The 13,881-nt window shown below is 64.1% G+C and carries 12 protein-coding genes and 1 pseudogene; 4 read left to right on the top strand and 9 right to left on the bottom strand.

Going from position 1 to position 13,881, the window contains the following annotated elements; genetic code table 11:
• Nucleotides 1-79 precede the first annotated feature (79 nt).
• Nucleotides 80-1,498, top strand: a complete 1,419-nt coding sequence (locus tag NKH35_RS11765) for an aminotransferase-like domain-containing protein (RefSeq protein ID WP_352914608.1) — start codon at nucleotides 80-82, stop codon at nucleotides 1,496-1,498.
• 4 nt (nucleotides 1,499-1,502) lie between these two features.
• On the opposite strand, the gene NKH35_RS11760 is transcribed toward NKH35_RS11765, so the two are convergent.
• Nucleotides 1,503-2,396 (bottom strand): LysR family transcriptional regulator, encoded by an 894-nt coding sequence (locus tag NKH35_RS11760; protein ID WP_023688168.1) that lies wholly within the window; start codon nucleotides 2,394-2,396, stop codon nucleotides 1,503-1,505.
• Nucleotides 2,397-2,527: 131 nt separating this feature from the next.
• Between NKH35_RS11760 and NKH35_RS11755 the strand changes: the two genes are divergently transcribed.
• Complete coding sequence (locus NKH35_RS11755; RefSeq protein ID WP_023735265.1) at nucleotides 2,528-4,000, top strand: MFS transporter; 1,473 nt, start codon at nucleotides 2,528-2,530, stop codon at nucleotides 3,998-4,000.
• A gap of 15 nt (nucleotides 4,001-4,015) precedes the next feature.
• Here the strand turns inward: NKH35_RS11755 and NKH35_RS11750 are convergent, their stop codons facing one another.
• From NKH35_RS11750 to NKH35_RS11740, 3 genes are all read right to left on the bottom strand, one after another.
• Nucleotides 4,016-4,513 (bottom strand): MaoC family dehydratase, encoded by a 498-nt coding sequence (locus tag NKH35_RS11750; RefSeq protein ID WP_023681725.1) that lies wholly within the window; start codon nucleotides 4,511-4,513, stop codon nucleotides 4,016-4,018.
• Between the two features lie 159 nt (nucleotides 4,514-4,672).
• Entirely contained in the window at nucleotides 4,673-5,095 is a 423-nt protein-coding gene (locus NKH35_RS11745) for a phasin family protein (protein ID WP_023672638.1), read from the bottom strand.
• A gap of 108 nt (nucleotides 5,096-5,203) precedes the next feature.
• Complete coding sequence (locus NKH35_RS11740; RefSeq protein WP_352914604.1) at nucleotides 5,204-6,499, bottom strand: DUF445 domain-containing protein; 1,296 nt, start codon at nucleotides 6,497-6,499, stop codon at nucleotides 5,204-5,206.
• Nucleotides 6,500-6,793: 294 nt separating this feature from the next.
• On the opposite strand from NKH35_RS11740, the gene rirA reads away from it, so the two are divergent.
• Nucleotides 6,794-7,255, top strand: a complete 462-nt coding sequence (rirA, locus tag NKH35_RS11735; protein ID WP_023672640.1) for an iron-responsive transcriptional regulator RirA — start codon at nucleotides 6,794-6,796, stop codon at nucleotides 7,253-7,255.
• 108 nt (nucleotides 7,256-7,363) lie between these two features.
• Here the strand turns inward: rirA and NKH35_RS11730 are convergent, their stop codons facing one another.
• The 5 genes and pseudogenes from NKH35_RS11730 to hemP form a co-directional block, all read right to left on the bottom strand.
• Entirely contained in the window at nucleotides 7,364-8,152 is a 789-nt protein-coding gene (locus NKH35_RS11730) for a heme ABC transporter ATP-binding protein (protein WP_023815471.1), read from the bottom strand.
• A gap of 6 nt (nucleotides 8,153-8,158) precedes the next feature.
• A complete protein-coding gene (locus tag NKH35_RS11725; RefSeq protein ID WP_286488223.1) occupies nucleotides 8,159-9,253 on the bottom strand; it encodes a FecCD family ABC transporter permease in 1,095 nt (364 codons plus the stop codon).
• A gap of 4 nt (nucleotides 9,254-9,257) precedes the next feature.
• Entirely contained in the window at nucleotides 9,258-10,139 is an 882-nt protein-coding gene (locus tag NKH35_RS11720; protein WP_031194752.1) for a heme/hemin ABC transporter substrate-binding protein, read from the bottom strand.
• Nucleotides 10,140-10,149: 10 nt separating this feature from the next.
• Nucleotides 10,150-11,207 (bottom strand): annotated as a pseudogene (locus NKH35_RS11715) (hemin-degrading factor).
• Nucleotides 11,208-11,256: 49 nt separating this feature from the next.
• Complete coding sequence (hemP, locus tag NKH35_RS11710) at nucleotides 11,257-11,463, bottom strand: hemin uptake protein HemP (protein ID WP_023673860.1); 207 nt, start codon at nucleotides 11,461-11,463, stop codon at nucleotides 11,257-11,259.
• Nucleotides 11,464-11,734: 271 nt separating this feature from the next.
• Between hemP and NKH35_RS11705 the strand changes: the two genes are divergently transcribed.
• Complete coding sequence (locus tag NKH35_RS11705) at nucleotides 11,735-13,876, top strand: TonB-dependent hemoglobin/transferrin/lactoferrin family receptor (protein WP_352914600.1); 2,142 nt, start codon at nucleotides 11,735-11,737, stop codon at nucleotides 13,874-13,876.
• Nucleotides 13,877-13,881: the final 5 nt, after the last annotated feature.

Below are 13,881 nucleotides of genomic sequence, written 5' to 3'. Positions count from 1 at the left end.
TCGGGCACGTGCCTATGGTGCAGCCAGAGACAATGCAGTACAATTCCATCAAACTGTAATGGCTGATTGAGCAATACAGATGACTGGTCTCGTTCTGGAAGTCGACACCGCACGCACTGTTGCCGCGGCCACTCTGGTCGAAACTGTCATGGCGACCATCCGCCAGCGGATTGCCGCGCGCAGCCTGACGCCGGGCGCGCGGCTGCCTTCGATCCGCGCCTTCGCCAAGGCCATGCAGGTGTCCAAATCCACCGTCGTCGAAGCCTATGAGCGGCTTGCTGCCGAAGGCGCGATCCGCTCGCGGCCGGGCTCGGGTTTCTATGCCGCCGGATCGCTGGCGCCGCTATCGCTGGCCGAGATCGGCCCTCGGCTCGACCGCGCTGTCGATCCGCTTTGGGTTTCGCGCCAGTCGCTGGAAGCCGGCGACGAGATGCTGAAACCCGGCTGCGGCTGGATGCCGGCCTCATGGATGCCGCAGGCGGCCTTGCGCCGGGCGCTGCGCACCGTGGCGCGCGCCGACGATGTCGACCTCGCCGATTACGGCACGCCGCTCGGCCTGCCGCCGCTCAGGCAATTGCTCGCGCGGCGCATGGCTGGCCACGGCATCGAGGTCTCGCCCGAACAGATCATGCTGACCGAATCGGGCACGCAGGCCATCGATCTTCTGTGCCGCTTCCTGATCGAACCCGGCGATACCGTGCTGGTCGACGACCCCTGCTATTTCAATTTCCACGCGCTGCTGCGCGCCCACCGCGCCAAGGTCGTCAGCGTGCCCTACACGCCATCCGGGCCTGATATCGAGCTGTTCGCCCAGGCACTGGCCGAGCACAGACCGCGCCTCTACATCACCAATTCCGCCATCCACAACCCGACCGGCGCGATCCTGTCGCCGGTCACCGCGCACCGGCTGCTGAAACTCGCCGACCAGTCGGACCTGACCATCATCGAGGACGATATCTTCGCCGATTTCGAGCACAGCCCCGCGCCCCGGCTGGCGGCGTTCGACGGCCTCAACCGCGTCGTCCATATCGGCAGCTTCTCCAAGACGCTATCGGCATCGGTTCGCTGCGGCTTCATCGCGGCACCGCGCGACTGGATCGAGCAACTCACCGACCTCAAGATTGCCACCACCTTCGGCGGCGGCCGGCTGGCGGCCGAACTGGTGCTGACGCTGCTTAGGGACGGCAGCTACCGCAAGCACATGGAATTGCTGCGCGCGCGGCTTTCCCGCGCCATGGGCGAGACGGGCGCGCGCCTGAAGGCGATCGGCATCACGCCCTGGATCGACCAACCGGCCGGCTTGTTCCTATGGTGCAGCCTGCCGGATGGCGTGGACGCGGCTGAAATCGCCCGCCGCGCGCTGGCCGACAACATCGTATTGGCGCCCGGCAACGCATTCAGCCTGTCGGGAACCGCCAGCCGCTTCCTGCGCTTCAACGTTGCCCAGTGCCAGGACGAGCGGATTTTCAGGGTGCTCAAGGGGGCAATGGCGCGCTGAGGGCTCAGCGGGAGGCCGCGCAGACCTCCCGAACGCAATCTCGCAGCCAGCGTTGCGCCGGATCGGCATCGAGCCGTGGATGCCAGAGCATCGAGATGGTGACCTCCACCGTGGCGACCGGCAGCAGAAAGCTGACCATGCCGGCGCGTGCGCCTTGCGTGTGCCGTTCGGGCACGCTGGCAATAAGGTCCGAAGCGCGCGCCATGGAGAGTGCAGCCGAAAAGCCGGAGACCATGCACGCCACGGTTCGCTGCAGGCCGAGCAGCGCCAAAGTCTGATCGATCGGCCCTCTTTCCCGACCCCGCCGTGAAACGCTGATGTGGCGGCCGGCCGCGTAGCGTTCAGGCGTTACCGCGCCTTCACTCAAAGGGTGGCCGGCTCGCACAGCACCGACGAAGCGGTCGCGAAACAGCGCCTGTATCAGCACTTCAGGTCCGGCCTCGCCGGCAACGCCGATTTCGAGGTCGATGTCCGCGTCGCGCAGCGAGGCGACATCCTTGTCGGATTTGGGCCTAAAGCGCAGCCGCGCGCCCGGCGCCTCGGCCTGGATGCGGGCGACAAGACGCGGCCCGAATTCCTCGACGAACCCTTCATTGGTGCGCAGCGTGAAGATCTGGTTCAGCTTTGCCAGATCGAGCAGCCTGGCGGGACGCAATAGCGTTTCCGCATCGTGGACGACACGGCCGGCCTGCTGCCGCAATGCCTCCGCGCGCGGCGTCGGGACCAGGCCGCGGCCGGCGCGGACCAGCAGCGGATCGCCGGTCGCTTCCCGCAGCCGCGCCAGCGTGCGGCTCATCGCCGAAGGGCTGAGCCGCAGCCGGGTTGCCGCGCGAGCCACGCTACCTTCGGTCAGCAGGACGTCGAGAGCGAACAGCAGATTGAGATCTGGCGATGCCATCGGCGGATTGTAGCACATGCCATGGCGTTTGGTGCACGAATAAGATGCAAATGATGCGCCTTCCGCCATTCCATCCTGACGACTAGATCTCCGACAGGTCCGGTTGCGGGACTGACAAGGAGGAAATCGCCATGGCAATTGCTGAGCAGAACGAGTGCGCATCGGCGCCGCACAACACCCGGTCCGCAGGCCTGGCCCACTCTCCTGTCTTGGCATTGGCCAGCCTGTCGCTCGCCACGCTGCTGTCGTCGCTTGGAACCAGCATTGCCAGCGTCGGACTGCCTTCCCTCATGCAGGCGTTCGGTGCGCCGTTCCAGTCCGTGCAATGGGTGGTTCTCGCCTATCTGCTCGCCATCACGGCCCTGATCGTCAGCGCCGGTCGGCTGGCCGATATGCTCGGCCGCCGGCCGTTGCTGCTCGGCGGCATCGCGCTGTTCACACTGGCTTCGGTGCTCTGCGGCCTGGCGCCGACGCTCTGGCTGCTGATTGCGGCGCGCGCCGTACAAGGACTGGGTGCCGCGCTGATGATGGCGCTGACGCTGGCCTTTGTCGCGGAGACCGTGACCAAGGAGAGAACCGGCAGCGCCATGGGCCTGCTCGGCGCCATGTCGGCGATCGGCACGACGCTCGGACCCTCGCTCGGCGGCTTGCTGATCGCCGGCTTCGGCTGGCGGGCGATCTTCCTCGTCAATGTGCCGCTCGGCCTCCTGACCTTTGCCCTCGCCTCGCTGGCCCTGCCTGCCCGCGACAAGACTGCGGAAGCAGCTCAAAACAGCTTCGATGCGATCGGGACGGTCTTGCTGGCCCTGACGCTGGCCGCCTATGCATTGGCCATGACGCTCGGCCGCGGCCATTTCGGCGCCCTCAACACCGGCCTGCTGGTTGCCGCCGGCATCGGCGTCGTTCTGTTCGGCGTCGCGCAGAAGAGGGCGAAGAATCCCTTGATCCGGCTTGCCCGGTTGTACGACATCCGGCTCAGCGCCAGCCTCGCCACGAACCTCGTTGTCGCCACAGTGATGATGGCGACCCTGGTGGTCGCTCCATTCTATCTGTCGCGAGCGCTGGGGCTCGATGCTGCGATGGTCGGCGTGGTCCTGTCGACAGGTCCGCTGGTCTCCGCGCTCTCGGCGCTCGTCGCCGGCCGCCTCACCGATCGCTTCGGCGCGCACAGGATGATGGTCGTCGGACTGTTCAGTCTTGCCGTCGGAACCTCATTGTTGTCGCTCGCCGCAACAAAACTCGGCATTGCCAGCTATATCGTGCCGATCGCCGTCACCTGCTTCGGGTACGCCCTGTTCCAGACATCCAACAATGCCGCCGTCATGAGCGGTGTCGCTGCCGGCGAGCGCGGCGTGGTGTCCGGCCTGCTCAATCTGTCGCGCAATCTCGGCCTGATCACCGGCGCATCGCTTATGGGCGCCATTTTTGCGGCTGCCTCGACGGGAGAACGGCAAAGCCAGGACATGCTGACCTCAGCGGCAGCCGCGCGCGGCATGCAGGTTACCTTTCAGACGGCAACGGTCCTGGCGGTGGCTGCGCTGTTGCTGGCACTGCTCTCGACCCGCGCCGGCGGCAGGCTGTCGGTGCGGCAACAGCCATCATGACCGAAGATAGGGAGCTTACGCTCCCGCCCGCTTGCGCCGCTCATAAAGCATGACCAGCGTTTCGGCGGTCAGCGCCGGCCTCTGTTCGCCCTCGATCTCGACCGTATTGGCGGCCTTCATCAGATACTGGCCCGGCCCCTTGTCCTCCACCGACAACAGCGTCGTGCGCAGCCGGATGCGTGCGCCGACCCTGACGGGCGCCAGGAACCGCACCTTGTCGAAGCCGTAATTGAAGGCGGCTTGCGTGTTTTCGGGGACGATGCCCATGCCCAGCGCCAGCGCGCCGATGATCGACAGCGTCAGATAGCCATGCGCGATCGTGGTGCGAAATGGGCTCTGCCGCTTCGCCCGCTCCGGATCGACGTGGATCCACTGATGGTCGCCTGTGCATTCGGCAAACTGGTTGATGCGGTTCTGGTCGACGGTCGTCCATTCCGACACGCCGAGCTCCTGCCCGGCCATCGCCCTTAACTGCTCGAAGGTCGGCGGCGTTTTCGGCCGTAGTTCCGTCATTCCTGCTTTCCCGGTGGCTCCCAGTGCCTCGGACCACGAACGGACGGCTCCTGTCAATTCGCCCGTTGCGATTCCGTTCCGCCATTTTCCGCCAAACAGCGTCCCTCGTCCATGCTCATGCGCCGCAACCGGCCACTCCTCTCATGGTTGCGTTGAGAGTCACTTCTTGTCATAGCCCGAGCGGATTTCCTCCATCGCTTCCTTGATGCGGCTGCGCAGGATTTCGATCGATTCGGTGCCGGATTTCTTGACCAGCTCGGCCACTTCGCCGGCATTTTTCAGGGCGGCTTCGAAGGATTTCCTGGCGAACTCCGCCTGTTTTGTCATCAGTTCCTGGGGATTGCCCGGCGCCTTGTAGCTCTGCGCCATGTCGCTGACTTCACGCAGCGTGTCCTGCAGCATCTCGCGCTGTCTGGACAACAATGAGGTCGCGCCGGCAGCTCCCGCCCGCGCCGATCTTTCCAGCGCCTCGAGGTTCTTGCGGTGATGCGCGAGGATCGCCTCGACATTCGGCACCTTCAGGTCACGGCCGAACCGGCTGAACATGTCCAGGAACGAATCGGAGTCGGGTTGTTTGGCCATTGCTCGTGCTCCCCAGTTGTCGCAAATGCTGAACCCTGTTCTGGACAATAGCACTCGCGCGCCGTGTGTCCATTCGCACGCCCAAGCAATTCAGCGGCAAATGCAGCATCAGCCAGCGAGAAACAGCCTCTCCGCCGTGTAGAGCACGATACCCGCCAATCCGCCGATAATCATGCCGTTGAAGCGGATATATTGCAGGTCCTTGCCGATGTTCATCTCGATCAGCCTCGTCAGCTGGGCGAGGTCCCAGCGCTTGACCTGGTCGGCGATGAATGTCGACACACCGCTCTTCTGGCTCTCCACGAACGACGACAGCGCCACGACAAAGCCCCGGTTCATGTCGGCCCTGATCTGCGGATCGCCTGAGAGATGGCGGCCGACCTCGACGAACATGTTGGCGAGATGCGCGCGAACAATCGAATTCTCCGCCTTGGCGTCCTGTTCGATGAACACGCTGAGGCTCTGCCACATGTCGCCGGCGAGCGACTTCACTTCCGGCCGCGCCAGGAAATCGCGCTTCAGCTTCTCGGCCCGTTTGGCGTATTGCTTCGAGGTTCTGAGCCGCTCGATGAAGCTGTGCGCGAAACGGTCGAATTCGGCGCGCATCGGATGGTCGGGATCGGCCCGCACCTCGTCAAGCAGCGAACCGGCGGAAGCGACGATCTTTTTCAGCAGATAGGCGTCGGCTCTGAACAGGTTGAACAGCGACGGCAATTCCTCGCGGATTTTCTCGCGCATGGTCGCCAGCGCCTCTTCATCGTTCAGGAACCGGCCGATCACCCTGGTGAATTCGTCGAAGAGTTTCTGGTGGCGGCGGTCGTCGGTCAGTGCCGACAGCAATTCGGCCGCGAGCGGCGCCAGCGGCACCTTGTCGATCTGCTCCAGCATGCGGCTGGTGACGAAGCTCCGCAGGCCGGATTGCTCGATCGCCGCAAGCGTCTGCGGGACCAGCCGTACGACGAAGCGCGACAGGCCGGCAGAGCGTTCGGCGTCAGTCAGCCAGTCGGCGACGAGTGCTGCAAAATCGACCTCGGCCAGCTTTTCCCGCACCGGCCCGGGCGCCAGAAAATTGACCTCGATGAAGCGGCCCAGATTATCGGCGATGCGGTTCTGGTTCGCTGGGATGATGGCGGTGTGCGGGATCGGCAGGCCCAGCGGCCGCTTGAACAGCGCCACCACCGCGTACCAGTCGGCCAGGCCGCCAATGGTCGCCGCCTCGGCGAAGGCCGCCACGAAGCCCAGCCACGGATACTTGGCCTCGAACGATTTGGCCACGGCAAAAACCACGACGCAAAGCACCAGCGCAGCCGTGGCGAGGAACTTTGTCCGCCGCAACGCGAAAAGCTTGGCGCCCGTCTCGGCATCAAAACCGCCAGGCGCCAGGGACGAAGCCGATTGGGACATGATACGCCGCTCCTCATCGATCTCTTGGCTATCTGGCATGGGCTATTTAGGGGGTGTTTGGGCCCGTAGCATGATCGGATGGGCCGATTTCGTCCGGGAATTGCCGGTTTCGCACGCAAAGTTGACAAGAATGTTCATCTATCATGCAATCCCAGTCTGGAATTGTTCCAAGGTATAGGCCATATTCCGATCAGGCCAGTGTGGGCGAATCCGAAACTCCGGGTGAGAAAGCTGCACCAGCACAATCTAAAATCTGGTGCAGTTCCAGCGCGCCAGCACTCGGTGAGGAATGAAATGCGGCTGACGCGCCAGACCAACTACGCCATGCGCATCCTGATGTATTGCGCCGCCAACAACGATCGCCTGAGCCGCATCCCCGAGATTGCGGCCGCCTATTCGGTGTCGGAGCTTTTCCTGTTCAAGATCCTGCAGCCGCTGGTCGAGCATGGCCTGGTCGAGACAGTGCGCGGCAGGAATGGCGGCGTGAGGATCGGCCGCCCCGCCGAGCAGATCAGCCTGTTCGACGTCGTACGGGTGACAGAAGAGAGCTTTGCCATGGCCGAGTGCTTCGAAAACGACGCCGCCGAATGCCCGCTGGTCGACAGCTGCCAGCTGAATTCGGCGCTGCGCGAGGCGCTCAACGCCTTCTTTGCCGTGCTTTCCCGCTACACGATCGCCGATATGGTGGCGGCGCGCCCGAATGTGCGTCATTTGCTCGGCATCGACATGCTGGTCCAGCGAGCACCGGCCGCCTGAGTTTTCTAGTGCATGTCGCTCAAAAGTGGCCCCGGTTTTGAGACAATGACATGCATAAAAACAAAGACCTAAAGCGCGTCGCCTGAGTCCGTTCAAACGCGACGCGCTTTAGGCGGCTGACTGCGGCAAGACGAACGGCATGTTCGCCGCCGGCAACACACCGACCCTTAGCCGACAATCGAACACCTTTTCGATCAGATCGTCGCTCAGCACCTCCTGCGGTGAACCGTCGGCGGCGAGCCGGCCGCGATGCATCACGAAAATCCGGTCGGCATACATGGCCGTCAGATTGAGGTCGTGCAGGATGGCGATCACACCGCCGCCGCGCCGGGCGAAATCGCGGGCGATGTTCATGATGATCAGCTGGTGCTTGATATCGAGGCTGGAGACCGGCTCGTCGAGATAGAGATAGCGCGGCTTGCCGTCGAGCACCGGCGCCCAGACCTGGCACAGCACGCGCGCCAGCTGCACACGCTGTTGTTCGCCGCCCGAAAGCTCCTGATAGAAGCGGCCGGCAAAGCCGTCGAGGTCGACCCGCGCCAGCGCCCGCTCGGGCAGACGATCATCTTCGCCCGGCAGAACGCCGGAACGGCCGCCGATAAGGCCGAGCCTGACCACTTCGTGCACGGTGAAGGGAAAGGACAGCGTCGCGGTCTGCGGCAGCACGGCACGCACGGTCGCGGCCTCCACCGGCTTCATCTCGGAGAGGTCGCGCCCGTTGACGGCCACTGTCCCCGTAAACGCCAGATCGCCCGACAACGCCTTCAAAAACGTCGTCTTGCCCGAGCCGTTGGGTCCGACGATTGCCGCAATTTCGCCCGGCCGCGCGACGAAATCGACATTGGCAACAATGCGCTTGCCGCCGATCGCCACCGAGACATCGCGTGCTTCGATCATGCCGCCTCACAAGTCGATTACCCCGCGCTTGCGCAGCAGGATCCAGAGGAAGAACGGTGCGCCGGCGATCGCCGTGACGATGCCGATCGGCAGTTCGGCCGGCGCCACGATGACGCGGGCGACGGCATCGGCAATCAGCAGCATCGAGGCGCCGAGCAGCGCCGAAGCCGGCAAGAGATAGCGATTGTCCGGACCGATCAGCAGCCGCAGCAGATGCGGCACGACGATGCCGACAAAACCGATGCCTCCGCTGACTGCGACAGAGGCGCCGACCGCTGCCGAGACGCCGACGATCGCGGTGTATTTCAGCCGCTGTACCGGGATGCCGAGATGTCCGGCCGTCGCCTCGCCGAGCGCCAGGGCGTTGAGGCCTTTGGCCAGGAACGGCATTGCCGCAAGCGCCAGGATGATGATCGGACCGACGGAAGCGATCTTCGGCCAGGTCGCGCCGCCCAGCGAGCCCAGTTGCCAGAAGGTCAGATCGCGCAACTGCCGGTCGTCGGCCATGAAAATCAGGATACCGGTCAGCGCCATGGCAAGGGCTGCGAGCGCAATGCCGGCAAGCAGCATGGTAGCGACCGATGTGCGCCCCTGCCGCGTGGCGACGCGGTAGAGCACCAGCGTGACCGCAAGGCCGCCGCAGAAAGCGGCGAGCGGCAAGGCCAGCCCGCCGAGCGCCAGAGTGAGCGGCGCCAGCCACGTCGTGCCGAGCACGATGACGGCGACCGCGCCGAGGCTCGACCCGGCGGAAACGCCGATCAGGCCGGGATCGGCGAGCGGGTTGCGAAACAGGCCTTGCATGACCGCACCCGATACGGCCAGTGCCGCCCCGATGAGCACACCGAGCAGTACGCGCGGCATGCGGATATCGTAGACGATCAACCGGTCGCGGGCACCAAGCGCGGCGTCGTCCGGCGTGGCGCCGGTCAGCCAGTCACGAATGACACCAACGGCCGATGCATCGGAAGCGCCCGACCTCAGCGACAGGAACATCGAAAGGGCAAGCGCCACACACAGGAGCACAATAACCAGGCGAGCGCGCCCGGAACGATCGCCCTCGGCCACCTTGCCCGCCGCGCCGGCGATCGACTGATCCACCATCGGCTCAGTCCGTGACCTGGCTGCCATAGAGCGAGGCGGCCAGATCGTGGATGGCATCGGCCGTGCGCGGCCCGAAGCCGAGGAGATAGCTGCCATCCATCAGGGTCAGCTTGCGGCCTTCGCCCGCCGGCGTCGAGGTGATCGACGGGATGGCGAACAGCTCGGCCTCCGCAATCGGCGGGCCGGCATTCTTCATGGCCAGGATCACGTCCGGCCTGGCAGTGACGATCGCCTCGTCGGACATCTGCTTGTAGCCGGAAAAACCTTCGACCGCATTGACGGCACCGGCGAGCTTGATGATGCCGTCACCGGCGGTGTCGGTGCCGGCGGCCAGGATCTTGCCGCCCTGGATCGACAGCACGAACAGGATGCGCTTGCGCTGCTTGATCGACGCCGTCTGCTTCTCGGCCGCCTTCAGCTTGGCGTCGGTCTCAGCCACCAGCGTCTCGGCCTTGGCGTCGACGCCAAGCGCCTTGCCGACGATGCGGATCTTTTCCAGGATGCCGTCATGGCTGTAATGCTCGGGCACGTCGATGAACGGAACGCTCGACTTTTTCAGCACATCGACCGCTTCCTTCGGCCCACTGCCATGCAGCGCCAGAATGCCCGAAGGATTGACCGACAACACGCCTTCCGGCGACAGCTGGCGCATATAGCCGACGTCGGGCAGCGCGACCGCGGCGGCGGGGTAGCGGCTGGTCGAATCGCGGGCGACGAGATGACCTTCCTCGCCAAGCGCGTAGACGATCTCGGTGATCGAACCGCCGATCGCCACGATCCGCGACGTGTCGGCCAACACGGCCACGTTCTCGCTGGCCGGCACTGGGGCGGCAATAAACAGCGACAGGCCCATGGCCGCGGCAAGCGTCCTGAACAGTGAAATCATCGTCGTTTCCTCAGGCTGCGGTCGGGCTTGGAATGCGCGGCAGGTTCTCGGCAAGGAACCGCCAGTCGTCGCGCTCGCCCTCGCCTTCACGGCGCTTGCCGAAGAACTGGATGATCATCTTGCCGTCGGCGCCATAGGCTTCGAGCGAGGTGAATGACCGTCCTTGGTCGGTTTGCGCACCGCCCACACCTCCTGGATGTGGTCGGTGCGCAGATGCAAATGGAAGGTCTCGTCCATGACGTTGATCCACGGCCCCATCGGCTTGATCGACTTGACCGGGCCGGAATGGATCTGGATGCAGCCTCGGTTTCCGACAAAACACATGATCGGCATGCCGTCGGCGGCGGCATGGTGGAACATGGCGCCGATGGCGTGATTGTCGAGCAGCCAGGCATAGTCCTGGCCGACCATGCGCACGGCCTGGCGGCGGCTGAGCTTCAGCGCTTTCAACATGCCAAAGAACTGGTGGACGTCGGTCAGCCGGCTCCAGCGGTCGCGCAGATCATCGATGTCTGCGGCAATGCCCGACGTCTCCGCGTCGTCGTCGGCCAGGCCTGCGATAGACACGGTCGCCTCCTGGTTCGGCGATTCGAGTGCGGCCACGAGCTTCTGGTAGGCATAGAGATTGGACGCCGGCCGCAGATGCACCTTGTGCACCGCATCGCCGGCCGCGTCGAAGAATTGCAGGCTGCGGCGGATGTCGCCACCGTCGCGCTTTTCCACGGCAAAGCCATGCGCCCAGACCTTTGGAAAGATACGCAGGTCGATGTTTTCGCCCAGCACCATGGCATTGTGCGCGCCTGTGACAACCTTGTCGTAGACGCCGATCTTCTCGTGCACCGCGCTTTCGTTGCGGGTCAGCGCCATCACTTCGCCGACGGCGTCGAGGCCGGTCAGAAGATCGTTGACCCTGGGCTCGACGCGCACGACACCGTCGCCGCAACGCGCGGCCACCAGCTCGGCTTCGGAAATACCGAGCTCGGCGGCAAGATCGCGCTCGCGCGCTTTCGGATTGTCTGCCCGCGCTCGCCGGATTTCATGCGGTGCGGATTTTACGCGCTGGTCCATGTCCTGCTTACCTGTCCTGCCTGGCGTTTTGGCCTGCCTGGCTGTTTCGTCACTTGTTGAGGATGAGCTTGCCCTGGCGGGTGATCTTCAGCCGATAGAGCGCCCCATGGTGCTCGATGCCGATCTCGTGCTCGCCCTGGAACAGCGTGTTGGAGGACAGCGTCCGCACCGCCAGCGGCACCCGGTCGAAGCGGGTCGGCGTCTCCTCGGAACGGCGGACGCGGTAACGGAAGTCGTTGGGATTGTGGGTGTTCATCTCTTTCGATCCCTTTCCTGTGCCGGGCAACTGGCTAGCGTTGTAAAAATGCCGATTCATTCTTGACTCGAATAATCATGTTTATTAGTCAGTGCAATACCGGACAAAATGAGTCAACATTTAAGACGCCGGACAGAATGAAAAATGCCAGCGAGCACCAAGCCAGCCAGCATCGAACCTGGAATTTTGGAGTTGGGGCATGGGCTTGGGAAATTGTGGACGACTGGGTCTGGCGAACGCCGATCCGGTGCATCGGCCTATGGCAAAGGCAATGGCAGCCTTGCTTGCGGGGGCAGCGACGATCGCGCTGCTGACATCGCCGGCCAGCGCTCAGCAGGCTGCTCAGCCGGCCGCTGACCAGGCCGACCAGACCAGGAAAACCGAAGACACCAAGCCGGCGCCCGCCGGCGCGACCCTGCTGGACAAGATCCTCGTCATCAGCCGCACCGGCGAGACGGCAATCGAATCGCTGGCCTCAGCCAGCCATGTCGACCAGGAACAGCTCGACCGCCGCATGGCGACGACGCCGAACGAAATGCTGCTCGGTGTGCCTGGTGTCGCCGTGCAGGCCGATGCGCGACGCGTCAGCTCCAGCATCAACATCCGCGGCCTGCAGGATTTCGGTCGCGTCGCCGTCATCGTCGACGGCGCCAGGCAGAATTTCCAGCGCTCAGACCACGGCACGCAGTCGACCTTCTATGTCGATCCCGAGCTCATCAAATCCGTTGACGTCATTCGCGGACCGACCGCCAACACCTACGGCTCCGGCGCCATTGGCGGCGTCGTCTTCTTCGACACCAAGGATGCGGTGGATTTCCTCAGATCGGGCGAAACCTGGGCCGGCTCCGTCACCGGGCGCTATGAAAGCAACGGCAAGGGCTGGACCGCCAGCGCCAGCGGCGCCTACAAATTCAACGACGATTTGGATGTGCTGGGCAACATCGTCTACCGCGACTACGGCGACTACAAGAATGGCAGCGGCGACACCGTCGCCGGTACCGGTTTCGACGTGCTGAGCGGCCTGCTCAAGACCACAATCCGCCCGAGCGAGAACAGCGAATTGAAGCTCGGCTGGGTCGGCTCGAGCGACGGCTGGACGGAAACCAGCGGCGGCGTGCCGGCCAACGACGTCGACCTGAAGTCGAACACCTTCACCGCCCGCTACAACATCACTGACGACGCCAAGAGCTGGCTCGACCTCCACATCAACGCCTCCTACAACAAGACCAATCTCGACCTCACCACGCTGGTCCCGCAGAACCGCTTCGATCCGTCGACCGGCCTTCCCGTGCTGCTGCCCGTCGGTTCGACCTCGACCTTCGACGTTGGCACGGCCGGCGTCGACATCTGGAACACGTCGCGCTTCGAAACAGCCGGTGTTGCGCACGAATTGACCTATGGCGGCGACTGGGTGGGTGACGATGTCGAGACCGGCGGCACCGCCGGCGGCGACAGCTTCTACACCCCATCGGGCAAGCGTAGTGTTTCGGGCGCCTACATCCAGGACAAGCTCACCTGGGACTGGCTCGAGGTCATTGCCGGGCTGCGTTACGACAATTACAGCCTCGAAGACAGCACCCACGAAACGTCAGGTGATCGTCTGTCGCCGCGCATCACCGTTGGTGTCACGCCCTTCGAAAGCGCCAGCCTGGCGGGCCTGCAGTTCTATGGCACCTACGCGGAAGGCTACCGCTCGCCGTCGCTGACCGAAACGCTGATCAGCGGCAACCATCCGGCGGGCGTCACCTTCCCGTTCCTGCCCAATCCGAACCTGCGGCCAGAAACCGGCAAGACCACTGAATTCGGCGTCAACTACAAGCTGAACGACCTTATCGAGGCCGGCGACGCGTTCCGGCTCAAGGCCGGCTACTTCCACAACGATGTCGACGACTACATCGAAGGCGTCACGTTGTCGGCATTCGACCCGACCAGCGGTTGCCCGTTCGGCCCCGGCATCCCGATCTGCTTCCAGTACCAGAACGTCGCCCAGGCCAAGATCAACGGCTTCGAACTGGAAAGCGTCTACGATGCCGGCTGGGGCTATGCTGGCCTCTCAGCCTCGATCATCAACGGCCACACCATCTCCGATGAAGGCGTGCGGGCCGACCTTGCCACCATCCCGTCCTCGCAGGTCACCGGGCAGCTCGGCTTCCGCTTCCTTCAGGACAAGCTGACCGTCGGCGGCGAGGTGCAGTACAACGGCAAGCCGAAGGGCAACCCCGTGGCCAAGGATTATACTCTGGTCAACGCCTTCGCCAGTTACCAGGCCACCGACAATCTGAAGGTGGACTTCCGCGCCGACAATTTGTTCGACGTCAAATACACCAACCCGCTGAACGGCGGTACCACCGCCGTCATCTATGAACCCGGCATCACGCTGAAGTTGGCCGCAACCATGCGCTTTGGAGGCTGACACCC

Source organism: Mesorhizobium sp. M1143, from assembly GCF_040318435.1.
Lineage (GTDB): Bacteria > Pseudomonadota > Alphaproteobacteria > Rhizobiales > Rhizobiaceae > Mesorhizobium.
This window is presented reverse-complemented; position numbering and strand designations above follow the sequence as displayed.